At 68.9% G+C, this 25,831-nt stretch carries 22 protein-coding genes; 5 read left to right on the top strand and 17 right to left on the bottom strand.

Annotated features, from left to right (window positions below; genetic code table 11):
* On the top strand, positions 1-365 hold a 365-nt coding region (locus GT354_RS03545; RefSeq protein WP_161354680.1), incomplete at its 5' end, for a substrate-binding domain-containing protein.
* A gap of 57 nt (positions 366-422) precedes the next feature.
* Here GT354_RS03545 and prcA read toward each other — a convergent pair.
* The 6 genes from prcA to arc form a co-directional block, all read right to left on the bottom strand.
* Positions 423-1,250: a proteasome subunit alpha gene (gene prcA / locus GT354_RS03540; protein ID WP_161354679.1), complete on the bottom strand. Its 828-nt coding sequence runs from the start codon at positions 1,248-1,250 to the stop codon at positions 423-425.
* Between the two features lie 48 nt (positions 1,251-1,298).
* Positions 1,299-2,144 (bottom strand): proteasome subunit beta, encoded by an 846-nt coding sequence (prcB, locus tag GT354_RS03535; RefSeq protein WP_161354678.1) that lies wholly within the window; start codon positions 2,142-2,144, stop codon positions 1,299-1,301.
* Positions 2,096-2,701 carry an endonuclease VII domain-containing protein gene (locus GT354_RS03530; protein WP_161354677.1) on the bottom strand — a complete coding sequence of 202 codons (606 nt, stop codon included), beginning with the start codon at positions 2,699-2,701 and terminating at the stop codon, positions 2,096-2,098. The genes prcB and GT354_RS03530 overlap by 49 nt, the downstream gene beginning before the upstream one ends.
* Positions 2,702-2,707: 6 nt before the next feature.
* Positions 2,708-2,917, bottom strand: coding sequence for a ubiquitin-like protein Pup (locus tag GT354_RS03525; protein WP_161354676.1), 210 nt, complete (start codon positions 2,915-2,917; stop codon positions 2,708-2,710).
* Between the two features lie 177 nt (positions 2,918-3,094).
* Entirely contained in the window at positions 3,095-4,600 is a 1,506-nt protein-coding gene (gene dop, locus GT354_RS03520; RefSeq protein ID WP_161354675.1) for a depupylase/deamidase Dop, read from the bottom strand.
* Positions 4,601-4,821: 221 nt separating this feature from the next.
* The gene (gene arc / locus GT354_RS03515; RefSeq protein ID WP_161354674.1) at positions 4,822-6,588 is read right to left on the bottom strand and encodes a proteasome ATPase; all 1,767 of its coding nucleotides are present in this window, start codon (positions 6,586-6,588) and stop codon (positions 4,822-4,824) included.
* 224 nt (positions 6,589-6,812) lie between these two features.
* On the opposite strand from arc, the gene GT354_RS03510 reads away from it, so the two are divergent.
* Positions 6,813-7,100 carry a ferredoxin gene (locus tag GT354_RS03510; protein WP_161354673.1) on the top strand — a complete coding sequence of 96 codons (288 nt, stop codon included), beginning with the start codon at positions 6,813-6,815 and terminating at the stop codon, positions 7,098-7,100.
* Positions 7,101-7,205: 105 nt separating this feature from the next.
* Here GT354_RS03510 and GT354_RS03505 read toward each other — a convergent pair whose 3' ends face one another.
* Together GT354_RS03505 and GT354_RS03500 are read right to left on the bottom strand one after the other, a co-directional pair.
* On the bottom strand, positions 7,206-7,961 hold the full coding sequence (locus GT354_RS03505) for a hypothetical protein (RefSeq protein ID WP_161354672.1): 756 nt from the start codon (positions 7,959-7,961) through the stop codon (positions 7,206-7,208).
* An 84-nt stretch (positions 7,962-8,045) separates the two neighbouring features.
* Positions 8,046-8,954 (bottom strand): tRNA (adenine-N1)-methyltransferase, encoded by a 909-nt coding sequence (locus GT354_RS03500; RefSeq protein ID WP_161354671.1) that lies wholly within the window; start codon positions 8,952-8,954, stop codon positions 8,046-8,048.
* Between the two features lie 100 nt (positions 8,955-9,054).
* Here GT354_RS03500 and GT354_RS03495 point away from each other — a divergent pair, with 100 nt between their 5' ends.
* On the top strand, positions 9,055-10,230 hold the full coding sequence (locus tag GT354_RS03495; RefSeq protein ID WP_346011829.1) for a site-2 protease family protein: 1,176 nt from the start codon (positions 9,055-9,057) through the stop codon (positions 10,228-10,230).
* A gap of 69 nt (positions 10,231-10,299) precedes the next feature.
* Here the strand turns inward: GT354_RS03495 and GT354_RS03490 are convergent, their stop codons facing one another.
* The gene (locus GT354_RS03490; protein ID WP_161354670.1) at positions 10,300-11,745 is read right to left on the bottom strand and encodes a cellulase family glycosylhydrolase; all 1,446 of its coding nucleotides are present in this window, start codon (positions 11,743-11,745) and stop codon (positions 10,300-10,302) included.
* Between the two features lie 127 nt (positions 11,746-11,872).
* Between GT354_RS03490 and GT354_RS03485 the strand changes: the two genes are divergently transcribed.
* On the top strand, positions 11,873-12,778 hold the full coding sequence (locus GT354_RS03485) for a RecB family exonuclease (protein ID WP_161354669.1): 906 nt from the start codon (positions 11,873-11,875) through the stop codon (positions 12,776-12,778).
* A gap of 143 nt (positions 12,779-12,921) precedes the next feature.
* On the opposite strand, the gene GT354_RS03480 is transcribed toward GT354_RS03485, so the two are convergent.
* The 5 genes from GT354_RS03480 to metH all read right to left on the bottom strand — a co-directional run bounded on the left by GT354_RS03480 (position 12,922) and on the right by metH (position 20,754).
* A complete protein-coding gene (locus tag GT354_RS03480; protein ID WP_161354668.1) occupies positions 12,922-13,599 on the bottom strand; it encodes a response regulator transcription factor in 678 nt (225 codons plus the stop codon).
* A complete protein-coding gene (locus GT354_RS56330; protein WP_202511479.1) occupies positions 13,596-14,984 on the bottom strand; it encodes a sensor histidine kinase in 1,389 nt (462 codons plus the stop codon). Before GT354_RS56330 ends, GT354_RS03480 begins: the two co-directional genes overlap by 4 nt.
* Before the next feature lie 556 nt (positions 14,985-15,540).
* On the bottom strand, positions 15,541-16,245 hold the full coding sequence (locus tag GT354_RS03470) for an HAD family phosphatase (RefSeq protein WP_161354667.1): 705 nt from the start codon (positions 16,243-16,245) through the stop codon (positions 15,541-15,543).
* A gap of 129 nt (positions 16,246-16,374) precedes the next feature.
* Positions 16,375-17,223: a putative RNA methyltransferase gene (locus GT354_RS03465; RefSeq protein WP_161354666.1), complete on the bottom strand. Its 849-nt coding sequence runs from the start codon at positions 17,221-17,223 to the stop codon at positions 16,375-16,377.
* 36 nt (positions 17,224-17,259) lie between these two features.
* The gene (metH, locus tag GT354_RS03460) at positions 17,260-20,754 is read right to left on the bottom strand and encodes a methionine synthase (RefSeq protein WP_161354665.1); all 3,495 of its coding nucleotides are present in this window, start codon (positions 20,752-20,754) and stop codon (positions 17,260-17,262) included.
* Positions 20,755-21,124: 370 nt separating this feature from the next.
* Between metH and GT354_RS03455 the strand changes: the two genes are divergently transcribed.
* Positions 21,125-21,973: a PAC2 family protein gene (locus tag GT354_RS03455; RefSeq protein ID WP_161354664.1), complete on the top strand. Its 849-nt coding sequence runs from the start codon at positions 21,125-21,127 to the stop codon at positions 21,971-21,973.
* Here GT354_RS03455 and GT354_RS03450 read toward each other — a convergent pair.
* The 3 genes from GT354_RS03450 to GT354_RS03435 all read right to left on the bottom strand — a co-directional run bounded on the left by GT354_RS03450 (position 21,961) and on the right by GT354_RS03435 (position 25,702).
* Complete coding sequence (locus GT354_RS03450) at positions 21,961-22,554, bottom strand: group III truncated hemoglobin (protein ID WP_237534339.1); 594 nt, start codon at positions 22,552-22,554, stop codon at positions 21,961-21,963. The two genes, GT354_RS03455 and GT354_RS03450, sit on opposite strands and share 13 nt — an antisense overlap.
* 414 nt (positions 22,555-22,968) lie before the next feature.
* Positions 22,969-24,816 carry a glycoside hydrolase family 18 chitinase gene (locus GT354_RS03440; protein WP_237534338.1) on the bottom strand — a complete coding sequence of 616 codons (1,848 nt, stop codon included), beginning with the start codon at positions 24,814-24,816 and terminating at the stop codon, positions 22,969-22,971.
* A gap of 265 nt (positions 24,817-25,081) precedes the next feature.
* Positions 25,082-25,702 carry a hypothetical protein gene (locus tag GT354_RS03435; protein WP_161354663.1) on the bottom strand — a complete coding sequence of 207 codons (621 nt, stop codon included), beginning with the start codon at positions 25,700-25,702 and terminating at the stop codon, positions 25,082-25,084.
* Positions 25,703-25,831: the final 129 nt, after the last annotated feature.

Here is a 25,831-nt window from a genome sequence, read left to right as displayed (position 1 = left end):
GCCTGGACGAGGCGCGCGAGGCCGCCCTGCCGCTGCTCGCCTCGCCCGCGCGGCCGACCGTGCTCGTGTGCGACGACGACCTCCAGGCCGTCGGCGGATACAAGGCGGCCCGCGCGCTCGGACTGCGCGTGCCGCAGGACGTGTCGATCACCGGCTTCGACGACACCCGCTACGCCCGCGTGGTCGAACCCGAACTGACCACCGTGCGCCTGCCCGCGATCGAACTGGGCGCGCGCGGCATGGCGGCCCTGCTCGACCTGCTCGACACCGGCGACGCCGGCCCCGACGTCGTGGTGCGCGGCGAACTGCGCCTGCGCGGCTCGACCGCGCCCCCGCCCACCACACCGACCGACATCGGCGCCTGAACGCGTCAGGGCCCGCACACCCAGACGGTGCGCGGGCCCTGTATCGACGCCAGGAAACTACTCCTCGGTGTCCTCCGGTGTGACCGAAGGCGTGCTCGGCGGCGGCGAACTCGCGGGCGTGCCCGGGGTCGCGCCCTCGGACGTCTGCGCCGCGACCCCGTCGTCGCCGCCCTCGGCAGCCGGCTCCGACTCGCCGAGCAGGCGGGTCAGCTGACCGCCCACCAGCCGCTTGAACTTGCGCTGCTGACTCCGGTTGCGATCCAGGATCGCGACCTCGAGTTGCGCGGCCGTGATCGTGCGCTTCTCGCCGACGCCGTCGCGCGAGAGCGCGTCGACGGCGACCTTGAGCGCGGCCTCCAACGTGAGCCCCTCGCGGTGCTCGCGCTTGAGCTGTTCGGTGATCTGGTCGACGTTGCCACCCATCGCGACGTAGTTGTGCTCGTCGGCCACCGAACCGTCGTAGGTCAGTCGGTAGATCTGGTCGTCCTCGGGCGCGCTGCCCACCTCGGCGACGATCAGCTCCACCTCGTACGGCTTTTCGCCGCCACTGGAAAAGATCGTGCCCAGCGTCTGCGCGTACACGTTCGCGAGCCCGCGGGCCGTGACGTCGTCGCGCGCGTACGAGTAGCCGCGGATGTCGGCGTAGCGCACACCGCCGATCCGCAGGTTCTCGAACTCGTTGTACTTGCCGACCGCGGCAAAGGCGATGCGGTCGTAGATCTCGCTGATCTTGTGCAGGGCGCGAGAGTAGTTCTCCGCCACGAACAAGATGCCGTCGGCGTAGGTCAGCACGACCACACTGCGGCCCCGGGCGATGCCCTTGCGGGCGTAGTCGGCCCGGTCCGCCATGGCCTGCTGCGGCGACACATAGAAGGGCGTCGTCACCGTGGAGTCCTCTCGAAGTGTGAGCTGATCAAGGGCGTCGACACGGCATCAGGTGAGCGGGGCGGTCGGGCCGTTGGGGTCGTCCATACGGGCGTCGACGACGGCCCGCACGATGTCGCCGACCTCGTCGGAGGTCAACCGGCGAATGCCGTCCTCGGTCACCAGGGTCACCGTCGGGAAGATCCGCCGAGTGAGATCCGGGCCACCGGTGGCCGAGTCGTCGTCGGCCGCGTCGTAGAGCGCCTGAACGCACACCGTGACGATGCCGTCGGCGTCGAGGCCGGGGCGGTACAGCTTCTTCAGCGCGCCGCGGGCGAACAACGAGCCCGAGCCCACCGAGTGGAAGCCGTGCTCCTCGGCGCGACCGCCGGTGATGTCGTAGCTGAAGATCCGACCGCTACCGCCGTCGACGTCGAAGCCGGCGAACAGCGGCACGACCGCGAGCCCCTGCATGGCCATCCCGAGGTTGCCGCGGATCATCTGCGACAGTCGGTTGGCCTTGCCGTCGAGGGACAGCGTGGTGCCCTCGATCTTCTCGTAGTGTTCGAGTTCGACCTGGAACAGCCGGATCATCTCGACCGCGAGCCCGGCGGTGCCGGCGATGCCCACGACCGAGTAGTCGTCGGCCGGGAACACCTTCTCCATGTCACGCTGCGCGATCAGGTTGCCCATGGTGGCTCGCCGGTCGCCGGCCATCACCACGCCGCCCGCGAACGTCGCCGTCACGATCGTCGTGCCGTGCGGCGCCTCGATCGTCACCGGCTGCACCGGAGGCGTCCTACGCGCGGGCAACAGCTCGGGCCGATACGCGTCGAGAAATTCGGCGAACGAGGACGACCCGGGGGTCAGGAAGGCAGCCGGTAGACGCCCGGTGCCACGAGTGTTGGCTTCCACACGATCCCTTCCACGTAGGTTGCGGCCCGGCGCAACGCGTCGGGTCGATCCTTGAACATGCCCAGTGCGGCATTGCAGTTGAAGCAGAGTACGGCTCGGACCCTACCGGTTTCGTGATCATGATCGACGTGCTTCAGCTTGGTGGACTGGCAGATCGGACATACGCCCATTTGGTCGGTGACCATACGGCGCACGTCGTCCTCGGTGAGGCCGTACGTGCGCATGAAGTATCCGGCCCGACCCTCGGCCTTGCGACACGGTTTACAGCGTGCCGCCAGACCGTCGTATTGCCGGCTGCTTTTATGCCACTCGGCATACGGCTTGATCTGTTCGCATTTCGGGCAGCGCTTGTAACCGTCGGGAACATCAACTTTCGGGCGCAGTTTGAATCCCGCGCGCTCCCGCCTGGCGCGATACGACTCCGCACTACGCCTGCGATTGCACACGAGGCAATAAAACGAGAGCCCGTCGGGATTCGAGGCATTTTTCCCGTATTCCCCGACGGGCTTCCATTCCGTGCAGTCAGGGCAGTTCTTGCCCGATTTCAAATCGGACATTTGGTGCTATTCCCCACCTTTCTGAACAAATCCCCTCACGAATTCCTCGGCGTTCTCCTCTAGCACCTCGTCGATTTCGTCCAATACCGAATCGACGTCGTCCGTCAATTTCTCCTGGCGTTCCTGAACGTCCGACTGCGCCTCGGTAGTGGTCTCGTCGACCTCTTCCGAGCGTTTAGTCGCACGCTGCTGACCGCCGCCGTCCTTTGTGGCCACGACGCTCCACCCCACCTTCTGATCATTTCCTTGAACCGGTGCTTATCCAATCCCTGAAGGATCCACACCCCCGATCCCGAAGGACCGGGGGTGTAAGTTCCAACGACTACGGGATGGCGCGTGTTCCGGAAACGGAAGTTGTCCGCTCGTTCGCTGTGTTCCCGCGAACGAGCGAGGTCACCCGCCCGTCAGGGCACGGACCAAATCCTCGGCTGTGCGACAGCGGTCCAGCAGGTCCTTCACATGGGCCTTCGTGCCCCGGAGCGGCTCCAGGGTGGGCACGCGCTGCAACGAGTCGTGACCGGCGACGTCGAAGATCACCGAGTCCCACGACGCCGCCGCGACCTCGTCGGCGTACTGCTCCAGGCAGCGGCCCCGGAAGTAGGCGCGGGTGTCCTCGGGCGGCAGGTGCACGGCGCGCTGGACCTCGGCCTCGGTGGCGATCCGCTCGAAGCGGTCCTCCAGCTTGTTGTACAGGCCCTTGTCGGGCCGTACGTCCGCGTACTGGAGGTCGACCAGGTGCAGCCTCGGGGCGTCCCAGTCGAGGGCGTCACGCTGGCGGTAGCCCTCCAGGAGCTGAAGCTTGGCGACCCAGTCCAGCTCGCGCGCGAGCGACATGGGATCGGTTTCGAGACGGGCGAGCACCGACTCCCAGCGATCGAGCACGTCCGCGGTGATGTCGTCGACGTCCTTGCCGAAGCGGTTCTCGACGTACTTGCGAGCCAGTTCGAGGTATTCGAGCTGGAGTTGGATCGCGGTGAGCTTACGGCCGTTGCGCAGCGTGATCAACTGCTTGAGGGTCGGGTCGTGCGACACCTCGTGCAGCGTGCGCACAGGCTGGTCCACGGTCAGGTCGTTGCCGAGGAAGCGGTCCTCGATCATCGACAGGACCAGCGCGGTGGAGCCGAGCTTGAGGTAGGTGGAGACCTCGGACAGGTTGGCGTCGCCGATGATCACATGCAGGCGCCGATACTTCTCGGCGTCGGCGTGCGGCTCGTCGCGTGTGTTGATGATCGGGCGCTTGAGCGTGGTCTCCAGGCCGACCTCGACCTCGAAGTAGTCGGCGCGCTGACTGATCTGGAAGCCGTGCGCGGAGCCGTCCTGGCCGATGCCCACCCGACCCGCGCCGCAGATCACCTGCCGGGAGACGAAGAACGGGGTCAGGTGGCGCACGATGTCGGCGAACGGCGTCGCGCGCTGCATGAGGTAGTTCTCGTGGGTGCCGTACGAGGCGCCCTTGTTGTCGGTGTTGTTCTTGTACAGCAGGATCTGCTGCCCGCCGGGCGCTTCCGCGGCCCGCCGGGCGGCCTCGGCCATGATCCGTTCGCCGGCCTTGTCCCAGATCACCGCGTCGCGCGGGTTGGTGGTCTCGGGCGCGCTGTACTCCGGGTGGGCGTGGTCGACGTACAGCCGCGCACCGTTGGTCAGGATCACGTTGGCCAGGCCGACGTCCTCGTCGGTGAGCTGGCTGTTGTCGGCCAATTCACGAGCGAGGTCGAATCCGCGCGCGTCGCGCAGCGGGTTCTCCTCCTCGAAGTCCCACCGGGCCCGCCTGGCCCGCTGCATCGCTGCCGCGTACGCGTTCACGATCTGGGAAGACGTCAACATCGCGTTGGCGTTCGGATGTCCCGGTACGGAGATCCCGTACTCGGTTTCAATGCCCATCACACGCCGGACGGTCATGCGACCCCCTCGTCCCTCACCCGGCCGGTACCCGGCCCACACTCGCCGTCGATCGGGTACACCCTGGTCATGCTGCCGAGCCTATTGCCGATGGATTGCCTTGGGGATACGGCCGGAACTATTGCTCCGCGCGAAAACCCGGTCACTGCGCGGCACCGCGGCCCGTGTTCGACCTGAACACGGGCCGCGGCGTCGATCCTCGATCTCTGCTCAATCGGTGGTCACAGGTACTGACCGGTGTTGGCGACGGTGTCGATGGAGCGCCCGGCCTCGTCGCCCTGTTTGCCCGAGACCAGCGTGCGGATGTAGACGATCCGCTCGCCCTTCTTGCCGGAGATCCTCGCCCAGTCGTCCGGGTTCGTGGTGTTGGGCAGGTCCTCGTTCTCCTTGAACTCGTCGACGCACGCGGCGAGCAGGTGGGCCACCCGGATGCCCTTTTGGCGGTGCTCCAGGTAGTCCTTGATCGCCATCTTCTTCGCGCGACCGACGATGTTCTCGATCATCGCCCCGGAGTTGAAGTCCTTGAAGTACAGGGTCTCCTTGTCACCGTTGGCGTAGGTGACCTCCAGGAATCGGTTCTCCTCGCCCTCCGAGTACATCCGCTCGACGGCGATCTGGATCATGCCGGTGACCGTGGCGGCGCGGTTGCCGCCGTGCTCGGCGAGATCGTCGTCGTGCAGCGGGAGGGAGACCTTGAGGTACTTCGCGAAGATGTCCTTGGCCGCTTCGGCGTCCGGACGCTCGATCTTGATCTTCACGTCGAGCCGGCCGGGTCGCAGGATGGCCGGGTCGATCATGTCCTCGCGGTTCGAGGCGCCGATCACGATGACGTTCTCGAGGCCTTCCACGCCGTCGATCTCGGACAGCAGCTGCGGAACGATGGTGTTCTCCACGTCCGAGCTGACGCCCGACCCTCGGGTGCGGAACAGCGAGTCCATCTCGTCGAAGAAGACGATGACGGGTGTGCCTTCGCTGGCCTTCTCTCGCGCACGCTGGAAGACCAGGCGGATGTGCCGCTCGGTTTCACCGACGTACTTGTTGAGGAGCTCGGGGCCCTTGATGTTGAGGAAGTAGCTCTTGCCCTGTTCGTTGCCCTGGGCCTCGGCCACCTTCTTCGCGAGCGAGTTCGCGACGGCCTTGGCGATCAGCGTCTTGCCGCAGCCGGGAGGGCCGTAGAGCAGGATGCCCTTGGGCGGGCGGAGCTCGTGCTCCTTGAACAGGTCGGGGTGGAGGTAGGGGAGTTCCACCGCGTCGCGGATCATCTCGATCTGATTGCGCAGACCGCCGATCTTCGTGTAGTCGATGTCGGGGACCTCTTCGAGGACCAGTTCTTCGACTTCACTCTTGGGAACGCGCTCGTACACATAACCCGACCGGGAGTCGAGCAGGAGCGAGTCGCCCGCGCGCAGCGGGGAGTCCATCAGCGGTTCGGCGAGGCGCACGACGCGTTCCTCGTCCGTGTGCCCGATCACCAGGGCGCGTTCGCCGTCCTCGAGAAGCTCCTTGAGCATCACGACGTCGCCGACGCGCTCGAACTCCAGGGCGTCGACCACGTTCATGGCCTCGTTGAGCATGACCTCCTGGCCACGCTGGAGTTCTTCGAGCTCGATGTTGGGGCTGACGTTCACCCGGAGCTTGCGCCCGCCGGTGAAGATGTCTGCCGTGCCGTCCTCGATGGCCTGTAGGAACACGCCGAACCCTGAAGGGGGTTGGGCGAGTCTGTCCACTTCCTCCTTGAGGGCCACGATCTGATCGCGCGCCTCCCTCAAGGTCGCGACCAGCCGCTCGTTCTGTGTGGTCATGCCGGCCAAGGACGTCTGAAGATCGACGACCCGCTCCTCGAGCATGCGGCTCTGGCGCGGTGAGTCGGCGAGCTTGCGACGCAGGACGGCGACTTCCTGCTCTAGAAAAGAAACCTGGCTTACGAGGTCGTCCGTACCCCGAGCCGGCCTCCCACCACGGTTCATGTCGTCGTCGTGGACTGCCACGGCCCTCACCTCCTCCTGGGAGCTGCGACGTCTCCGACCCTACCTATGGCAGGAGGGGTTGAAACCCCTTGATCAGCAAGACTGTCCGGGCGTGTCCGATCTTCACCCGTGCGAATGCCCCCACGCTTGTACGCATCAGATACCCACCTCATCACGTCGGGAAGCAAGCGCGAGTAGGGTCTGTTGGTCGCGTGTTGATGAGAATCGGTGAAACGAGAGGCAGCATGTCCGCCGAAAACGAACCCCTCGAGGTCTGGATCGACCAGGATCTGTGCACCGGGGACGGGATCTGCGTCCAATTCGCGCGCGAGGTCTTCGAGCTGGACATCGACGGGCTCGCGTACGTCAAGGGTGACGACGACGAGCTGCGGGTGGAGCCGGGTGCGGTGGTGCCGGTTCCGGTGTCGCTGGTCGCGGAAGTGATCGACGCCACACGCAAGTGTCCGGGCGATTGCATCCATATGCGGAGGGTTTCCGACGGCGTCGAGGTGTATGGGCCGGACGCGATTTGATTTCCGTTTCGCCGGGTTGCTTTTCCGGGCGCCTTGGCGATCGACGGGCCCCGATGCCCTCGCGGTCGAAGGGGTTTCGGTGCCTTGGCGGTTGCCCGCCGGTGGTCAGCTTCGGTCGGCGCCGGTGGGGGTCAGCTTCCATCGGATGGTTTTGTCCACGTCCGGGCAGCAGCGCGGGCCGTCCGGGTCGGACCAGCCGAGGGTGTGCGCGGTGACCGTGTCGCCCTGTCGGGTGACGTCGCTCACCAGGAGTCCTTCGTCCGCGGCGAGCAGGGTGGCGGCCAGGCGCGGCGCGCCCGATTCGTCGGTGTCGTAGGCCAGCAGGGCGGCGGGCGGGCTGCCCGAGCCGGCGTGGCAGGCCACTTGGACCACGGTGGGTCCGTTGGGGTCGGTGAGCACGCGGGCACGGTCGGTGGCGACGCCCGGGCAGTCGAGCGGGAAGGTCGCCTGGGCGAGTTGGGCCTCGGTGGGGCCGGCGGCGAGTCGGCCGCGGCTCGCGGCGAGCGGGGTGGTCTGCGGGGTCGCCGCGGCCGGCGGGGCTCCCGGCGCTGCCTGCCCTTGGGTGGTGATCGGTTCGATGGTGCGTGGGGCGGCCGGTGGGTCCTGTTGATCGGGGCGATGCCTGGCGGGCGCGGTGACGCCCGGTATACCGCCGTCGAGGGATGCCGCGGCCCATATCACCAGGCCGGACAGGGCGACGAAGACGAAGACGATGCCCGCAGTCGCGAAGGCGATGCCGTTGCGGACGTCGGGTGCGCTGATCCTGGGTGGTGCCGGCAGGTTCGGTGGTCCGTCGGTGATCGCGATCCCGTGGGTACTGTCGCCGCGCACGGGCCGGTTGTCGAAGTCATCGTCCGCCACGGTGGACGACCCTATGCGGCGAGCCGGGCCCTGGGATAGGGTCCCGGCTCGCCTTGTACGAACTGTTGCCTGCCGTTGGCGGGATCAGGCGAGGGGTGTCGCGTCGGCTTCCGCGCCGGGGCCGGAGTAGTCGTCTCCGTAGGAGCCCTTGGACGGGCGGCGGCGGCGCAGCGGCGGCTCGACTCCGTCGGCGAGGCGCCGGGCGGTGACGAGGAATCCGGTGTGGCCGATCATCCGGTGGTCGGGGCGCACGGCGAGGCCCTCGACGTGCCACGAGCGCACCATCGTCTCGAAGGACTGGGGCTCGGTGAAGCAGTTCATCACGCGCATGGTCTCGACGGTGCGCGACAGTTGGGTGGTGGTGGCCACGTAGCAGCAGACCAGGCCGCCGGGGACGAGCGCCTTGTGGACGGCTTCGAGGCATTCCCACGGGGCGAGCATGTCGAGGACGACCCGGTCGACGTCGTTTTCGTCGAGGGCGTCCTGGAGGTCGCCGACGGTGAGTTTCCACGCGGGATGGGGGCCGCCGAAGTAGCGCTCGACGTTCTTGCGGGCGATGTCCGCGAAGTCCTGTCGGCGTTCGTAGGAGGCGAGCCGTCCGCTGTCGCCGACGGCGCGCAGCAGGAAGGTGCTGAGCGCTCCGGAGCCGACGCCGGCCTCGACGACGCGGGCGCCGGCGAAGATGTCGGCCATCGCGAGGATCTGGCCGGCGTCCTTCGGGTAGATCACCGCGGCGCCGCGGGGCATGGACAGGACGAAGTCGGGGAGCAGAGGTCGCAGCGCGAGGTAGTCGGTGTTCCCGGTGGACCGTACGACGGTTCCTTCGGGAGCGCCGATCAGCGCGTCGTGTTGAAACGAGCCCTTGTGGGTGTGGAACGCCTTGCCCGCTTCGAGGGTGAAGGTGTGGTGGCGGCCCTTGGGATCGGTCAGCTGTACCTGGTCCCCGACCTGGAATGGTCCGCGCCTGCGCGCGGCACCGGTCGGTTCGGACATGGGGGTCAGCCTAGTCGGTCACGGCCGGCGCTCCGACGCGTGGGGCGCGCTGTGGGGGCGTGGGGGTCAAACGTCGACTCGGTTGCATAGCATCTTGGGCGTGACTGATTCGAGCAGGCCGCAGGGACGCAGAATGCGGCAGGACGATGCCCGGCGCCCGGAGCCGAGGCGTGGCCTGCTCATGGGGCGCCCGTTCGGCGTGCCGGTGTATGTCGCTCCGACGTGGTTCGTGATCGCGGCGGTGATCACGGTGTTGTTCGCGCCGACGTTCGAGAGTCTGTTTCCGGACTTGGGTCCGTGGCGGTTCGCGTTGTCGTTCGGGTTCGCGGTGTTGTTGTACGTGTCGGTGTTGGTGCACGAGTTGGCGCATGCGGTGACGGCGTTGCGGTTGGGGTTGCCGGTGCGGCGGATCACCATTCAGTTTTTGGGTGGGGTTTCGGAGATCGAGAAGCCGGAGACGGCGCGGCACGAGTTCATGGTGTCGGCGGCGGGGCCGGTGTTGTCGCTGGTGCTGGGTGGCTTGTTCTGGGTGATCGGCCTGGCCCTGGACGTGGACACGTTGGCGGGGCGGATGATCGCGTTGCTGGCGGTGTCGAATTTGTTGGTGGCGGCGTTCAATTTGTTGCCGGGTCTGCCGTTGGACGGTGGGCGGATGTTGCGTGCGGTGGTGTGGCGGGTCAGTGGGCGGCCGTTGACGGGCACGATCGCGGCGTCGTGGGCGGGGCGCGGGCTTGCGGTGGTGGTGGTGGTCGCGGCGGCGGTGTGGTCGATGCGTGAGGACGCGGGGGCGCGGACGTACACGTTGATTTTCGGCGCGTTGGTGGCCGGTTTCATGTGGGCGGGTGCGGTGCAGTCGTTGCGGGCGGAGCGGTTGCGGGAGCGGTTGCCGCAGTTGCGGGTGCGGTTGTTGACGCGGCGGGCGATTCCGGTGGCGGCGGATGTGCCGTTGTCGGAGGCGTTGCGGCGGGCGCACGAGGAGGGTGCGCGCGGTTTGGTGGTGGTGGATCGCGGTGGGGATCCGGTGGGTTTGGTGCGGGAGGCGGCGGTGTTGGCGACGCCGGAGCATCGGCGGCCGTGGGTGGCGGTGGGGCCGTTGTCGCGTGATTTGGTGCCGGGGATGCGGGTGGGCGCGGATCTGGCGGGCGAGGATTTGCTGTTGGCGATGCGGGCGGCGCCGGCGAGCGAGTACCTGGTGGTGGAGGCGAGCGGCGCGGTGTATGGGGTGTTGGCGCGCACGGATGTCGAGCACGCCTTCTTGGCGATGATGCGGGCGTGACGTGGCGCGTCGCGGCGTGGTGGTCGGTGTGGTGCCTGGGCGTTGCTCTCGCGCCGCTGCGGGGTCGGTTCAGCGGGGTGTGACGGTGACGGTGAAGCGGCCGTCGCGGGTGGGGGTGATCCGCAGGGTGTTGTCGTGGATGTCCGTGCGGGTGCGGCCGGGGCCGTCGACGCGCACGTGGGGGTTCTTGGCGTAGACGTCGCGGGGCAGCACGATTTCGGTGGGGCCCTCGGCGGTGCGCCGGGTGGTGAAGGTCAGGGTGTAGGTGCGGGTGTCGAGGTCGTAGGTGTAGCTCTCGGGTGAGCCGGCGACGGCGCGTGCGTAGGGCTGGGCGAGCAGTGTGTTGTTGGGTTTCATCCGCCCTTGGGCGTCGAGGACGCAGTAGCCGCCGCCGTTGCACCATTGCCAGCCGGCCCAGCCGCTCGCGAAGCGGTCCATGCTCGCGGTCATCCGGCGGTAGAACAGCGGGATGTGGGGCAGCGACTGGTCGGGCGGGCCCCACTCCCCCACCACGACGGGCATCTTGTGGGCGGCGGGGTAGGCGGTGATGGCGGCTTCGTAGTTCTCGATGAAGGTGCTGTCGGGGTCGTAGTCGGCGCCGGTCTCCATGGCGCTCTCGTAGAAGTGCGGGGCGTAGGCGACTTTGTCGTCGGTGATCGGGCCGAGCGCGGTGGGCAGGCCGAGGCCGACCACGGGGGTGGGTTCGACGAAGATCCAGTTGCGGCGGTCGACGAGGCGGATGGCGTCGGTGAGGCGGTTCCACGTGTCGGTGATCTGGGTGGATTCGAGCCGGGCGGCGGCGGTGGGGATGTCCTCGCCGTCGTGGAAGCGGCCCATGGGTTCGTTCATCAGGTCGTAGCCCAGGACGGCGGGGTGGCGGCCGAAGGTGGCGGCGACCTTGATCCACATGTCGGCGTGCGCGCGTTGCAGGTCGCGGTCCTCGTAGAGGTGATCGAAGGCGGCTTGGACGCCGGGTGTGTAGTACTCGGCGAACCAGTCGCCGGGGACGCTCTCGTAGGGCAGGCCTTCGTCGCGGGTGGTCCATTCGGGGTTGCCGCGGTGGTCGGAGAAGTAGGGCCCGTAGATGTCCTGGTGGGCGTCGAGGACGACCTTGACGTGGTATTTGGCGGCCCAGCCGAGCACGCGGTTCATCGTGGCGAGGTAGTCGCGGTTGTAGCGGCCGGGGCGTGGTTCGAGGTCGTCCCAGAAGAAGAGCACGCGGGCGAGGTTGTAGCCGCGTGCGGACAGGTCGCGAAACTGCTCTTCGGTGACGTCCTTGAAGGCGTCGGCGCCGCGGTGTCCTTTGTCGCCGATGTTGAAGCCGCGCCATTGGGTGGCGCGGCCCTTGTCGTCGGCGATGAAGGTGCGGTCGCCGACGGTGATTTTGGTGGGGGTTCGTCCGCCGTGTCCGCCTGTTCCGCCGTGCGCGTGGGCGGGTGCCGGGAGGGTCGCGAGGAGCAGGCCGCCGGCGACTGCGCAGGCGGCGTGGATCCGGGTGCGGGTGGGGACGCGCATGGGGCCTCCAACGTGGTGATGAAGGGGTGCGTGGGACGGACGGTGCGGGGACTCTACTGAGCGGTAGCTTCGATTGACAGGGGCGTTGCGGCTTTGGCTGTCGCCGGGCGCGCTTAGGGTTGGCGGCATGAGTGTCAGCCCCACCGGGAGTCCTGCCGAAGCCCTTGTCGAGCCCGCCGCCGATGTCGTTGCCGTCGGGGTTCCCGCGCAGGCGGGTGAGCGGGTGCCTCGGCCTCCGGTGTCGTTGTCACCGTCGCGGGCGGCGGATTTCATGCAGTGCCCGCTGTTGTATCGCCTGCGGGTGATCGACAAGTTGCCGGAGAAGCCGAGCGCGGCGGCGACGCGTGGCACGGTGGTGCACACGGTCTTGGAACAGTTGTTCGATCTGCCCAGTGGTGAGCGCACGCCCGAGCGCGCGGTGGCGTTGGTACGGCCGGCGTGGGACGCGTTGTTGGCGCAGCGCCCGGAGCTCGCGGAGTTGTTCGGCGAGGACGTGACGGAGTTGGGCACGTGGTTGCGCGACGCCGACCGGCTCGTGGAGCGCTATTTCACGCTGGAGGATCCCAACCGGCTGGAGCCGGCCCGGCGCGAGTTGTACGTGGAGACGACGTTGGCGGACGGTCTGGTCCTGCGCGGGATCGTGGACCGGCTCGACGTCGCGCCGTCGGGTGACCTGCGGGTGGTGGACTACAAGACGGGCAAGGCCCCGTCGCCGATGTTCCAGGACAAGCCGCTGTTTCAGATGAAGTTCTACGCGTTGGTGTTGTGGCGCCAACACGGGCGGGTGCCGCGCCGGTTGCAGTTGGTTTATCTGGGCAGCGGCGATGTGATCGGTTACGACCCCGACGAGGCGGAGTTGCTGGCGGTCGAGCGCAAGTTGCGGGCTTTGTGGCAGGCGATCGATGTGGCCACGCGCACGGGTGAGTGGCTGCCGAGGAAGACGAAGCTGTGTGGGTGGTGCGATCACCGTGCGGTGTGCCCGGAGTTCGGTGGCACGCCGCCGGTGTATCCGTTGCCGATCGTTTCGGCCTAGGTTCGTTTGTCGTCGATCGCCGGATCCAGGTGGTCTTGGCCTGATCCGTCCCCCAGGCCCGAAGCGGGCTGTGGATATGTCGGGGACGGCTGTGCGTATGTCCGGCGGCCCGGATCCGGCGTTCGAGGGCGGCGGGTGTTCGCTCAGATCGCGCCGGGGCGGACCAGGCCGCTTTCGTAGGCGTAGACGGCGGCTTGGACGCGGTCGCGCAGGCCGAGTTTGGTCAGTACGTGGCCTACGTGGGTCTTGACCGTGGTTTCGCTCACGTACAGCTCGGCGGCGATCTCGGCGTTGGACATCCCGCGGGCGACCAGTCGCAGCACTTCCACCTCGCGTTCGGTGAGCATCGCGAGCGTGTCGGGGGTGGGGTCCTCGGCGGAGGGCAGTCGGGCCGCGTACATGTCGAGCAGGCGCCGGGTGATGCTCGGCGCGAGCAGTGCCTCGCCCTCGGCGATCACCCGGATCGCGGTGACGAGGTCGTCGGCGGGCACGTCCTTGAGCAGGAAGCCGCTGGCGCCCGCGCGCAGCGCCTCGACCACGTATTCGTCGAGGTCGAACGTGGTGAGCACGAGCACCCGGGCCTGGCTCTCGCCCTCGCGTCCGGAGCCGGCGATGCGGCGGGTGGCCTCGACGCCGTCCATGCGGGGCATGCGGATGTCCATCAGCACGACGTCGGGTTGCAGGGCGCGGACCTGTTCGACGGCCTGTTCGCCGTCGGCGGCCTCGCCGACCACGGCGATGTCGGGCTCGGCCTCCAGGATCATCCGGAAGCCGGTGCGCAGCAGTGGCTGATCGTCGACCAGGATGACGCGGATCGTCATGGGCGGGTCTGCTCCAGTCGTTCGGGAGCGGCGCCGTCGGGCGGGCTCGCGGTTTCGGTGCGGTCGTGGGGGTCTGCGGCGTTGGTGGTCAGCGGGATGCGGGCGAGGACCTCGAAGCCGTCTTGCGCCCTGGGGCCCGCGTACAGGCGTCCACCGTAGAGGGAGACCCTCTCACGCATGCCGAGCAGGCCGTGTCCGGTGCGGTCCCCGGTGGGTGTGGTGGTGCCGCCGCGGCCGTCGTCGGCGACGCGCACGAGCAGTTCGGCGCGGGTGTAGCGCAGCAGGACTCGGGCTTCGGCGGGGCCGGCGTGCTTGAGGGTGTTGGTGAGGGCTTCCTGGACGATGCGGTAGGCGGCGAGGTCGATGCCGGGTGGCAGCGCGCACGGGGCGCCTTCGAGGGACAGTTCGACGGGGAGGCCGGCCTCGCGGACTTGGGTGACCAGGGTGTCGAGTTGGTCCAGGCCGGGCTGCGGGGCGTTGTGGCCTTCGTTGGGGCCGCCTACGGCGTCGGTGGTGTCGCGCAGGATTCCGACGAGTCGGCGCATTTCCACGAGTGCGCCGCGACCGGTTTGCTCCACGGCGGCCATGGCCTCCTTGGCCCGGTCGGGGTTGCGGGTGACCATGCGTTGTGCGGCGGACGCCTGGACGGTCATCACCGAGACGTGGTGGGCGACGACGTCGTGCAGTTCGCGGGCGATGCGCCCGCGCTCCTCGGCGATGGCGGCCCGGGTGTCGGCCTCGCGGGTGCGCTCCAGACGTTCGGCGCGGGCTTCGAGTTCGGCGGTGTAGGCGCGGCGGAAGCCGACGCTGCGGGCGAAGGCCCACACGGCGAACAGTGCGGCGAGGTTGGCGACGATGTCGAGGAAGACGATCTGGCTGTCGCGCAGCATGAGCCATACGACGGTGGAGGTCTCGGCGAACGCGAGCGCGCATGCGGCGGGCACGCGGGGGCGGCCGACGGCGACCGCGTAGAGCGCGACGAGTTGGCCGATGCCGGCCCCGGTCGATTCGTAGCCGGCTGCGGCGAGCGCGAGGCCGGCGGCGCTGACGGCGATGAGCACGCGCAGCGAGTGGGCGCCGCGCCACAGCAGCGGTAGTGCGGTGAGCACGGCCAGGAGCACGCCCCACGCGTCGGGTTCGTGGACGTCCTGGAAGCCGAGTTCGTGGATGAACAGGCCGCCGACGGCGAACACCGACAGCAGGGTCACGAAGCACACGTCGAGCGTGGTGGGTCGCGGCCACGGTTCGTGGACGTCTCGACCGAGTTCGTGGACGACACCCCGAAGGCCGGCCCGTGCCCGGGTGCGCCGCGGCGCGGGTGGGCTCGGGTCGGGTCGAACTGGGGTCCCGGCGGGGGCGTCCGGGTCGGGGGTCACTGCGCGCACAGCCCTTACGGTAGGGCCCCGGGCTGCGAGTTTTGACCCCTTGGGGGCGTTGTCTCGTCCCCTGGGAGGAGCGGGTTCGCGATTTCCTCCTCGCGGCGGACTCGGGGTCCGTACTCTGCGGTGTGGTGCAATGCTCGCCGGTGCGAACTCCCGGTGCCGTGGTGGCGGAGAACGCGAGGGACTTCCCTGAAGCCCTGGCCCCTTCGATGGCAAAGACTTGAGGAACACACGGGGAGCCCGGGCGACCGGGAACCACGGGGATGTACTACGGGGGTAGTACGGGGGCCCGGTCCCTTCGGGGGTCGGGTGCGGAGCACGACCAGTAGGCCTCTCGGCGGTACGGGGACGGGGGAATCCACCGCCGGGGGGTCGACAGGACCGACGGGGATACGGGTCGAGGCGCGGGGGCTTCGACACGGGGGATGTCCACGGGGGATGCAGTAGGGAAGATCACGGGGATGGGCAGCGCGGGGGCTGCCCGGGGGAATGTGGGAGCGGATGGGCCTTCGGGCTCATCCGCTCCCACCCGTTTGTGCAAGGTTGTGGTGCCGGCGGCTCACAGGGCCGCGTGGGCGTGCACGAGGTCGCGCAGGTAGTCCAGGTCGACCGATTCGAGGGACTCCACGACGGTGCGGCCGGCCGCGGCGGGGATCGGCGTCATGCTGGGCACTGCGAGCAGTGCGCAGCCGGCCGCCTCGCCGGAGGCGATTCCGGTGGGCGAGTCCTCGATCACCACGCAGGACCGGGGTTCGGCGTCGAGCCGACGGGCTGCGGTCAGGTATGGGTCGGGGTGCGGTTTGGTGCGGGCGATCTCGTCGCCGGCGATGGTGAAGCGGAAGTGGTGGGCGCCGATCGAGGGCAGCACCGCGTCGACGATGACTCGCTGTGACGCGGTGACCAGCGCGCACGGCACGCCCGCGTCGTCGAGTTCGGCGAGCAGGCGTTTGGCGCCGGGGCGCAGGTCCACGCCGTCGCGCAGTTGGGCGACCATGCCGGTGTTGATCCGGCGTTCCATCTCGGCGGGTGGGACGTCGAGTCCGGACACCGCGAGCAGGTAGGCGACGGCACGCTCCATCGGGCTGCCGAGCAGTTGTTCGGCGTGCTGCGCGGTGAGTGTGAAGCCGAGTTCGGCCATCACGGCCGTCTCGGTGGCGAACCAGTTGCGTTCGGTGTCGACCAGGGTGCCGTCCATGTCGAACAGGACTGCCTTGAGCTCGTGGCCCAAGCCGGAGCCGGTCGTGGTCGTCAGCGGTGCCGTCATAGCGTCGCCGCCTCTCCCCCGGGTCGGGAAATGGTGGGGTCGGTGGTCTGGGTGGAACTCCTCACGCACGTGTCTCCATCGGTGTTGCCCGCCGTTCGGCTGTGGCGGGTCCTCGATTGTCCGACCGCGTCAGGGATTGGGCAACCGCCGTTCGGGGTCGTACACGCAAACGTCGACCGACGCGGTGACGGCGAGTGGGTTGGCCAGTGCCTGGATACGAACGCGCAGGTCGGCGGGGTCGGTGTGCCATGCGCTGGGGCCCATCTCGACGACGGTGGTGATCGCGTGGTGGTCCAGGCTCATGGTGAAGGTGAGGGTTTGCCGTTCGCGGAGGGTGAACCACGGCGCGAGTTTGGCGTCGATGCGTTGGCTTTTGTCGGCGTCGACGTGGAGCAGGCCCAGCGGCGGGACGAGTTCGGCGAGGTGGAGCGGGGTGGGCGCGACCACGACGAGCGCGCCGTCGTCGGCGACGATGCGGCGTAGTTCGGCGGGGTTGCGGGGCGCGAATACGTTGAGGACGGTGGCGGCGGCGCCGGTTCGTACGGGCAGGGTGCGCCAGGCGTCGCACGCGGCGGCGCCCATGCGGGGGTGGGCGCGGGCGGCGCGGCGCAGGGCGTATTTGGAGATGTCGAGCGCGAGTCCGTGGCGGTGGGGCAGTGCGCTGAGCACGTGGGCGAGGTGGTGGCCGGTGCCGGCGCCGACGTCGACGAGGGTTCCGGGGGTGTCGTTGGCGCAGGCGTGGGCGAGCGCGTCGCCGATGGGGTCGTAGTGGCCGGCGCCGAGGAAGGCGGTGCGGGCGGCGACCATGGCGGCGGTGTCGGCGGTGCCGACGGAGCTTTCTCCGGTGAGCAGGTTGACGTAGCCCTGGCGGGCGATGTCGAAGCTGTGCCCGGCGACGCAGCGCAATGTGGTGTCGGCCCCGGCCAGGTCCGCGCCGCAGTGCGGGCAGGCCAGGGTTTGTGCGACGTCGCCGAGCATGTGCCTCGTTGTCTTGTTCGTCGATCGGCCCCGGTGCTAGCGGGCGTTGAAGTAGTTCGCGTCGGGGTGGTGCAGCACGATGGCGTCGGTGGACTGTTCGGGGTGGAGTTGGAATTCCTCGGACAGTTCGACGCCGATGCGTTCCGGTTTGAGCAGTTCGGTGATCTTGGCCCGGTCTTCGAGGTCGGGGCAGGCCCCGTAGCCGAGGGAGAAGCGGGCGCCGCGGTAGTGCAATTTGAGCATGCCGTCGAGGTCGGCCGGGTCTTCGCCGGCGAAGCCGAGTTCGGCGCGTACGCGGGCGTGCCAGTACTCGGCGAGGGCTTCGGCGAGTTGTACGGACAGTCCGTGCAGTTCGAGGTAGTCGCGGTAGGAGTTGTCGGCGAAGAGCTTGGCGGTGGCGTCGGACAGGCGCGGGCCCATGGTGGCGATCTGGAAGCCGACCACGTCGATTTCGCCGGATTCCTCGGGGCGGAAGAAGTCGGCGAGGCACAGGTGCCGGTCGCGGCGCTGGCGCGGGAAGGTGAAGCGGGTGCGCTCGTTGCCGGCGTCGTCCAGGACGATCAGGTCGTCGCCTTTGGACACGCACGGGAAGTAGCCGTAGACGACGCCGGCGTCGAGGAGGTTGTCGGTGACGATCTTGTCGAGCCAGTGGCGCAGTCGCGGGCGGCCCTCGGTTTCGACGAGTTCCTCGTAGGAGGGCCCGTCGCCGCCGCGGGTGGCCTTGAGGCCCCATTGGCCCATGAAGGTGGCGCGTTCGTCGAGCCAGGACGCGTAGTCGCCCAGTTGGATGCCCTTGACGACCCGGTCGCCCCAGAACGGCGGGGTGGGCACGGGGTTGTCGAAGCGCACGTCGGAGCGTGCGGGCATGTCCTCGGGGTCGGTCTCCACGAGCTTGACGTGGGCGACCTTGCGCCGGCGCAGTTCGGGTAGCGCGGCGCCGGGCACGCCGCGTTTGACGCCCATGAGCGCGTCCATCAGGCGCAGGCCTTCGAACGCGTCGCGGGCGTAGCGGACCTCGCCGGCGTAGATGTCGTACAGGTCTTCCTCGACGTAGGCGCGGGTGAGCGCGGCGCCGCCGAGGATGACGGGGTAGCCGGTGGCCAGGCCGCGCGTGTTCAGCTCCTGGAGGTTTTCCTTCATGATCACGGTGGATTTGACCAGGAGGCCGGACATCCCGATGACGTCGGCGCGGTGTTCCTCGGCGGCTTCCAGGATGGCCGAGACGGGCTGCTTGATGCCGATGTTGACGACGTTGTAGCCGTTGTTGGACAGGATGATGTCGACGAGGTTCTTGCCGATGTCGTGCACGTCGCCCTTGACGGTGGCGAGCACGATGGTGCCCTTGCCGTCTTCGCCTTCGACTTTTTCGATGTGCGGTTCCAGGTGCGCGACGGCGGTTTTCATCACCTCGGCGGACTGGAGTACGAACGGCAGTTGCATTTGGCCGGAGCCGAAGAGTTCGCCGACGACCTTCATGCCGGCGAGCAGGGTGTCGTTGATGATGACGAGTGCGCTGCGCTCTTGGAGGGCTTCGTCGAGGTCTTCTTCGAGGCCTGCGCGTTCGCCGTCGATGATGCGGCGTTCGAGGCGTTCGCCGAGTGGGAGCGCGGCGAGTTCCTGGGCGCGGGTGGCGCGCACGGACTTGATGTCGACGCCCTCGAACAGGTCGAGGAAGGCCGACAGCGGGTCGTAGGCGGGTTCGTCGCCTTCGGCGGGGCGCCGGCGGTCGTAGACCATGTCGAGCGCTACTCGGCGCTGGTCGTCGGGGATGCGAGCCATCGGCAGGATTTTGCTGGCGTGCACGATGGCCGAGTCGAGGCCGGCTTCGATGCATTCGTTGAGGAAGACCGAGTTGAGCACGACGCGGGCGGCGGGGTTGAGGCCGAAGGAGACGTTGGACAGGCCGAGGGTGGTCTGCACGTCGGGGTGGCGGCGCTTGATCTCGCGGATGGCGTCGATGGTCTCGATGCCGTCGCGGCGGGTTTCCTCTTGGCCGGTGCCGATGGGGAAGGTCAGGGCGTCGATGACGATGTCGGAGACCTTGATGCCCCAGTCCTGGGTGAGCGCGGTGATCAGGCGCTCGGCGACTCGGACTTTCCATTCGGCGGTGCGGGCTTGGCCTTCCTCGTCGATGGTGAGCGCGACGACGGCGGCGCCGTGTTCCTTGACGAGCGGCATGATGCGGTTGAAGCGGGACGTGGGGCCGTCGCCGTCCTCGTAGTTGACCGAGTTGACCACGGCGCGCCCGCCGAGCAGTTCGAGGCCGGCTTCGAGCACTTCGGGCTCGGTGGAGTCGAGCATGATCGGCAGCGTGGAGGCGGTGGCGAGTCGGCCGGCGAGGGCCTTCATGTCGGCGACGCCGTCGCGGCCGACGTAGTCGATGTTGAGGTCGAGCATGTGCGCGCCGTCGCGGGTCTGGTCGCGGGCGATGTCGAGGCAGTCGTCCCAGCGGCCTTCCAGCATGGCTTCGCGGAACTTCTTGGAGCCGTTGGCGTTGGTGCGCTCGCCGATGGACAGGTAGGACAGGTCCTGGCGGAAGGGCACCGATTGGTAGAGCGACGCGGCGGCGGGTTCGTGCTTGGGGTTGCGCGGGGTGAGTTCGCGCCCGCGCACGCGCTCGACGACGGCCGCCAGGTGGGCGGGGGTGGTGCCGCAGCAGCCGCCGACCAGGGCGAGGCCGTATTCGCGGGTGAACGAGTCGTGTGCGTCGGCGAGCTCTTCGGGGCTGAGCGGGTAGTGCGCGCCGTCCTTGGTGAGGATGGGCAGGCCGGCGTTGGGCATCGCGGTGACGCCGATGCCGGCGTGCTGGGCGAGGTGGCGCAGGTGCTCACTCATCTCGACCGGGCCGGTGGCGCAGTTGAGGCCGATGAAGTCGATGCCCAGCGGTTCGAGTGCGGTCAGCGCGGCGCCGATCTCGGAGCCCATCAGCATCGCGCCGGTGGTCTCGACGGTGACCTGCGCGAAGATCGGCAGGTCGATGCCGGCCTTCTTGAGCGCGCGCTGCGAGCCGATGATCGACGCCTTGGTCTGGAGCAGGTCCTGACTGGTTTCGATGAGCAGCGCGTGCGCGCCGCCGTCGATGAGGCCGGCGGCGTTGATCTCGAAGGCGTCGCGCAGGGTGGCGAAGGGCACGTGGCCCAGGCTGGGGAGTTTGGTGCCGGGGCCGATCGAGCCGAGCACCCAGCGGGGGCGGTCGGGGGTGCTGTAGCCGTCGGCGACTTCGCGGGCGATCTGCGCGCCGGCCAGTGCCAGCTCGTAGATGCGGTCTTGGATGTCGTATTCGCCGAGGTTGCCGAGGTTGGTACCGAAGGTGTTGGTTTCGACGCAGTCGACGCCGACGTCGAAGTATTCCTTGTGTACGTTGCGGACGATGTCGGGGCGCGTGACGTTGAGGACCTCGTTGCAGCCTTCGTGGCCTTGGAAGTCGTCCATGCTCGGGTCCTGCGCCTGGAGCATGGTGCCCATTGCTCCATCGGCGACGACGACTCGGGTGGCGAGGGCTTCGCGAAGTTGCTGCGGGGTGGCTGTCATTGCTGCGTCTCCGATGGGTGCGACGGCTGTCGGCTTGCCCGCGACCGGTGTGCCGGCGCGGGCCAGAGTTTCAGCTTAATGGGATCGCTCGCGGGGGCCTGTGGGGTGGTGGGTGACGTGGCCCACGGAGTGGGCGGTCGGGTCGTGGTGGAGTCGCCCGGTCGGCTGCGGCCGGCTCGGGCGCGCCGTCGGGTCGTGATGGTGTCGTCGGTCCCGGGCGCCGGCGCGATTTCACTGTGGGCGAAGTCGGCCGTCGCGGGTCTGGTCGCGGGTGCCGCTACCCGTAATGTGGTTCCCGTACAGCTCTCGCGGCCCCGGGGACGGGTGCCGCGGCGCACGGATCCCGGCCCCGGCCGGAAGGAGGCACTGGGTGATCGAGCTCGACGACCTGCCCGAGCTGATCGACCCGGTCATGGTGGCTGCTTTCGAGGGGTGGAACGACGCGGGAGATGCCGCTTCCGCCGCGATCGAGCACCTCGACCGGGTCTGGAAGGGTGAGGTGTTCGCGGCGCTCGACGCCGAGGACTATTACGACTTCCAGGTGAATCGCCCGACGATATGGCTGGACGGGGAGACCCGTCGGATCACGTGGCCCACCACGCGCTTGGCGGTGGTGCGGTTGACCGAGCCGCGCCGTGACGTGGTGTTGGTGCACGGGATCGAGCCGAACATGCGCTGGCGATCGTTTTGCAACGAGTTGCTGGGTTTTGCCCACGAGTTGGGTGTGGAGACCGTGGTGGTGCTCGGCGCGATGCTGGGCGACGCGCCGCATTCGCGTCCGGTTCCGGTGAACGGGACGACGTCGGATCCGGTGGTGGCGCAGAGCACCGGTCTGGAGCAGTCGCGCTACGAGGGCCCGACGGGCATCGTGGGCGTGTTCCAGGAGGCGTGCGCGCACGCGGGCATGCCGGCGTTGACGTTTTGGGCGTCGGTGCCGCACTACGTGGCGCAGCCGCCGTCGCCCAAGGCCACGCTGGCGTTGTTGACCAAGCTGGAAGATTTCCTGGACCTGTCCATTCCGATGGGCGAGTTGCCCGAGGACGCGCGGGCGTGGCAGGTCGGGGTGGATCAGTTGGCGTCGGAGGACACCGAGGTGGCGGAGTACGTGCGCTCGCTGGAGGCGGCGCGCGACACGGAGGATTTGCCGGAGGCGTCGGGTGACGCGATCGCGGCCGAGTTCGAGCGTTATCTCAAGCGCAAGGGCGATCAGGCGGAGTGACGGCGTAGGGCGAGGGTCGCGAGCGGGATGAAGCCGCTCGGGCCCGCTTGCGCTTTGGCGTCGGGCCCGGCGAGGCGGCGCAGCAGCGCTTGCGCGATGCGCTCGCCTTGGGATTTGGCGCGCTCGGCGTGTGGTCCGCTGTGCCGGCCGTCGATGCTCGCGTGCCACAGCTGGACCCAGCGGCCGAAGTGGCGCGCGGTCAGCGGGGCGGCCCGGTCGAGGGTGTGGTGGACGGCGAACGCGTCGCCGCGGTATTCGGCGGTGCGAAAGAGTGCGCGTTCCCAGAAGTCGGTGATCCGCGGTAGGTGCGCGTCGAGGTCGGTGCCGGCGATGGTGGTGAAGTAGACGCCGATCACGGGGTCGGCGAAGGCTGCGCCGTAGAAGCGGCGGAGCAGGGCTTCGAGGTCGGCGCGGGAGGCGATGTCGGGCCGTTCGGGGCGGGGCGCGAGGTTGGCCGGGGCGGTGTCGGTCGCGGTGGTGGGTGTCGGGGTCCTGGGCGTTGCGGTGGTGGGTGTCGCGGTGGTGGGCGTCGGGGTGGCGGGTGTCGCGGTGTGCGCACAGATGTCGATCGGTTTTTGCATCGGCCGTCCTGTTCGTCGCCGTACGTCCTCGACTTTACGCTTCGGGCCGCGGGCGGAGCGGGGGCGGACGTCACGAAGGGCGGGGCTTCGAGGCGTCTGCTGTCGCCTGGGCCCCGCCCTTGGTGGTGCCGTGCTTTGGTGGCGCCGTGCTTTGGTGGCGCCTTTCGTGGTGCGGTGCTTTCGTGGTGCCGTTTCTCGCCGGCCTTCGAGGTGCCTTTGGAGGCGTCTTCGAGGTGCCTAGCGTGGCGCCTTCGAGGCACCTTGGGTGACGCCGGGAGCCCGCCGTCCGCGCCGGTGGACGGCGGGCTCGTTCTTGGGGTGGGGCGTCGTGGCCGGGCACCCCGGCGGGCCCGGCCACGACTTGCGATCACGATGGCGGTGAAGGCGGCCGCTGTTCGTGACCGCGCAGTGGGGCTAGCTCAGACCGTTGCTGATGGCGGTCGCGAGTTCGCCGTTGGTGGTGTCGCCGCTGAACTCCCAGAAGAACGCGCCGCGCAGGTTCTGCGCCTTGGTCCAGCTCATCTTGGAGTTGACGGTGGCCGGGGTGTCGTAGCTCCACCAGTTGGTTCCGCACTTGGCGTACGCGGTGCCGGCGATGGAGCCGGTGGTCGGGCACGTGTTCTTGAGGACCTTGTAGTCCTCGATGCCCGCCTCGTAGGTGCCGGGTGCGGCTCCGGTGGCGGTGCCACCGGGTTCGGCCTGGGTCACTCCGGTCCAGCCGCGGCCGTAGAAGCCGATGCCGAGCAGGAGCTTGCTGTCGGGGACGCCCTTGGTCTTGAGCTTGGCGATCGCGTCGGCGGTGTTGAAGCCCGCCTGCGGGATGCCGGGGTAGGACGTCAGCGGCGAGTGCGGGGCGGTCGGGCCGGTGTTGGCCCAGGCGCCGAAGAAGTCGTACGTCATGACGTTGTACCAGTCGACGTACGCGGACGCGGGACCGTAGTCGGCCACGTCCATCTTGCCCGCGGACGAGGCGTCGGCGGTGATGGCCGCGGTGACCAGGTTGTTGGCGCCGAACCGGGCCCGCGTGGCGGAGAGCACGTTGGTGAGTGCGGCCGCGCCGCTGGTGTCACAGGTCAGGCCACAGGCGTTGGGGTATTCCCAGTCGAGGTCGATGCCGTCGAACACGTCGGCCCAGCGCGGGTCTTCGACGAGCTTGTAGCAGGAATCGGCGAACGCGGTGGGGTTGGCCGCGGCCTGGGTGAAGCCGCCGGACCAGGTCCAGCCGCCGAAGGACCACAGGATCTTGATGTTGGGGTACTTGGCCTTGAGCTGGCGCAGCTGGTTGAAGTTGCCGCGCAGCGGCTGGTCCCAGTTGTCGGCGACGCCGCTCACGCTCTGATCCGCGGTGAACGCCTTGTCGTAGTCGGCGTAGGAGTCGCCGATGGTGCACTTGCCGCCCTGGACGTTGCCGAAGGCGTAATTGATGTGGGTGATCTTGGCCGCGGAGCCGGACGTGACGATGTTCTTCACGTTGTAGTTGCGGCCGTAGATGCCCCACTCGGTGAAGTAGCCGAGCTTGACCTTGTCACCGGGCTCGCCGGGGCCGCCGCCACCACCGGTGGTGTGGACGGTGACGGTGGCGCTGGCCGGGCCGGTCTGGTCGACGGTGTCGCGGGCGACGACGGTGTACGAGTAGTCGGTGCCGGCGGCGAGGCCGCTGTCGGTGTAGGTCAGGCCGGTGACGGTGGCGATCTTGGTGCCGCCGCGCAGGACGTCGTAGTTCTTGACGCCGTGGTCGTCGGTGGCGGCGGTCCAGGTGAGCTTGGCGCCGGTGTCGGTCACGTTGCTCGCGACGGGGGTGCCGGGCGCGGTCGGCGGGTTGTCACCGGGGGTCGAACCCCCGTCACAGGAGCCGCCGTTGATCTTGCAGCCACTCGGACTGCCGGGACCGGTGCCGTTGAAGCCGAAGCTGACGGACGCGCCGGGACCGACGGTGCCGTTCCAGCCGACGTTCTTGGCGGTGTAGTGGTCGCCGGTCTTGGTCACCGTGGCGTCCCACGCGGACCCGGTCGCGGTGCCGGCGGGGAAGTCCCATTCCAGGGTCCACGACGTGATCGCGGCGGTTCCGGTGTTCTTGATGGTCCACGAACCACCGAAGCCGGAGCCCCAGTCGGACGTCTTGACGAACGTGGCGGTCGTGCCGGCGGCCTGCGCGGGGGACGCCAGGCCGACCATGGCTGCCAGCGGCAGCAAAAGGGCGGAGAGGATGGCGACGAGAGTGCGCCGGGAGGGGGTCGATCGGCGTGCGGTGCCTGTTCTCAAGGTGGCTCCTCGAGCTGGTTCCGGACGTGCGGGGACGCTGCGCGTGACGACGACCCGCACCGTCGACCCACCGCAGGTCTCAGGAGACTAGGAAAGGTCTGGACCACAGGTCAATGGTCTGTACCAAAATGGTCTGGACCAACAGGCGATTCGCCTCGCGCGCGCGAGGGCGCCACGACGCGCGGGCCACCGCGTCGGCGCGGGGGCGCGGCCCCTATCGGCCCTGTGAGCAGGCACGTTGCCCGCTCCCCGGCGAATCTCGCGCTCAGCGCCGGGCGGGCGCGTACGGAGCGGCGGGCGCGGGAGCGGTGCCGTCCACGGCGGCGCGCCATCGATCGTGCAGCCACATCTGGGTGCGCCGCCGCGCCAACCGCTCGTCCCATTGCACATCGCGCTCGTAGGTGAGCACCGACAGGTCCGAGGACAGCACCGCCCACGTGTAAAGCCCGTTGATGTGACGCGCGTTGACCCTCATCCCGCTCACCGACGCGGTGCGTCCGCCGGCCGTCTCGATGCTCTCGTCGTGCTGTGCGACCCACTGCACGGTCAGCCCCTCGGCGTGCAGGGGGTCCACGTGGTGCCAGAACTCCTCGGCGGCGGCGTGTGCTTGCTCGCTGCCGGGTATCGGTCCCGGGCGCGGGCCCTCCAGGCGGGTCCAGCCCAGCAGGGTGCCGTCGGTGCGGTCGACGACGACGCTGGCGTGCGGGCCGCCGGGCCGCGGATGGGTGGCGGGTTGGTGGCGCAGGACCACGACGGGTCGTTCGTCGTGCCACGCGTGGTCCAGGGCCGTGAGTATCCAGCTGCGGGGTATCGACAGTCGACACTTCGCCAGCAGAGCTGCGACGGCGGTGGTGACATCGGTGTCCCTGCCGGGGAACAGGGTCATGGTGCTTCCTCGCGGTCGTGCGGGGTTCGAACGGGGTCGAGACGGATCAGGACACGGGTCGGAACGCGGATCGGGGTACGGATCGGGAGCGGGCGGGGGCTGCGGTGGGGTGGGGGTGGGCGGTGGGGC

Source organism: Streptomyces sp. SID3343, from assembly GCF_009865215.1.
In the GTDB taxonomy this organism is placed as follows: Bacteria; Actinomycetota; Actinomycetes; order Streptomycetales; family Streptomycetaceae; genus Embleya.
Note: the sequence above shows the minus strand (reverse complement) of the source record. Positions and strands in the feature narration are given on the sequence as shown.

What these genes read in the sequence shown, in the direction of transcription:
- GT354_RS03530 (WP_161354677.1), bottom strand. Translation starts at nt 2,701, where the DNA reads ATGTCCGATTTGAAATCGGGCAAGAACTGCCCTGACTGCACGGAATGG.
- GT354_RS03490 (WP_161354670.1), bottom strand. Translation starts at nt 11,745, where the DNA reads ATGCGCGTCCCCACCCGCACCCGGATCCACGCCGCCTGCGCAGTCGCC.
- GT354_RS03470 (WP_161354667.1), bottom strand. Translation starts at nt 16,245, where the DNA reads ATGACGGCACCGCTGACGACCACGACCGGCTCCGGCTTGGGCCACGAG.
- dop (WP_161354675.1), bottom strand. Translation starts at nt 4,600, where the DNA reads ATGACCGTCCGGCGTGTGATGGGCATTGAAACCGAGTACGGGATCTCC.
- GT354_RS03510 (WP_161354673.1), top strand. Translation starts at nt 6,813, where the DNA reads ATGTCCGCCGAAAACGAACCCCTCGAGGTCTGGATCGACCAGGATCTG.
- GT354_RS03480 (WP_161354668.1), bottom strand. Translation starts at nt 13,599, where the DNA reads ATGACGATCCGCGTCATCCTGGTCGACGATCAGCCACTGCTGCGCACC.
- GT354_RS03435 (WP_161354663.1), bottom strand. Translation starts at nt 25,702, where the DNA reads ATGACCCTGTTCCCCGGCAGGGACACCGATGTCACCACCGCCGTCGCA.
- GT354_RS03485 (WP_161354669.1), top strand. Translation starts at nt 11,873, where the DNA reads ATGAGTGTCAGCCCCACCGGGAGTCCTGCCGAAGCCCTTGTCGAGCCC.
- GT354_RS03465 (WP_161354666.1), bottom strand. Translation starts at nt 17,223, where the DNA reads ATGCTCGGCGACGTCGCACAAACCCTGGCCTGCCCGCACTGCGGCGCG.
- GT354_RS03450 (WP_237534339.1), bottom strand. Translation starts at nt 22,554, where the DNA reads ATGCAAAAACCGATCGACATCTGTGCGCACACCGCGACACCCGCCACC.
- GT354_RS03500 (WP_161354671.1), bottom strand. Translation starts at nt 8,954, where the DNA reads ATGTCCGAACCGACCGGTGCCGCGCGCAGGCGCGGACCATTCCAGGTC.
- metH (WP_161354665.1), bottom strand. Translation starts at nt 20,754, where the DNA reads ATGACAGCCACCCCGCAGCAACTTCGCGAAGCCCTCGCCACCCGAGTC.